The organism is Gluconobacter aidae (assembly GCF_009547075.1).
In the GTDB taxonomy this organism is placed as follows: Bacteria; Pseudomonadota; Alphaproteobacteria; order Acetobacterales; family Acetobacteraceae; genus Gluconobacter; species Gluconobacter aidae.
The window spans coordinates 1-273 of sequence record NZ_WIPH01000120.1; the positions used below are offsets into that span (position 1 = coordinate 1).

General features: G+C 48.7%; 1 protein-coding gene. It reads left to right on the plus strand.

Going from position 1 to position 273, the window contains the following annotated elements; all coding sequences use genetic code 11:
• On the plus strand, positions 1-273 hold a 273-nt coding region (locus GFJ39_RS13985), incomplete at both ends, for a transposase (protein ID WP_153432065.1).

Here is a 273-nt window from a genome sequence, read left to right on the forward strand (position 1 = left end):
TCTAGCCGACAAGGGATATGATAGTGACAGGATACGGGAGAACCTGCTTTTTCGAGGCATTCTTCCTGTTATCCCGCCGCGTTCAAATCGCACAGAGGATATTCCCTGCGATTTCCGTCGTTATCGGGACCGCAACCGTATCGAGCGGATGTTCAACAAACTGAAGCAGTTCCGACGTATCGCCACACGATATGACAAGACAAGAAAATCGTTCCTCGCCTTTCTTAACCTCGCAGCCGTAAAATTATGGCTACCGTCTTTTGTCAACAGAAC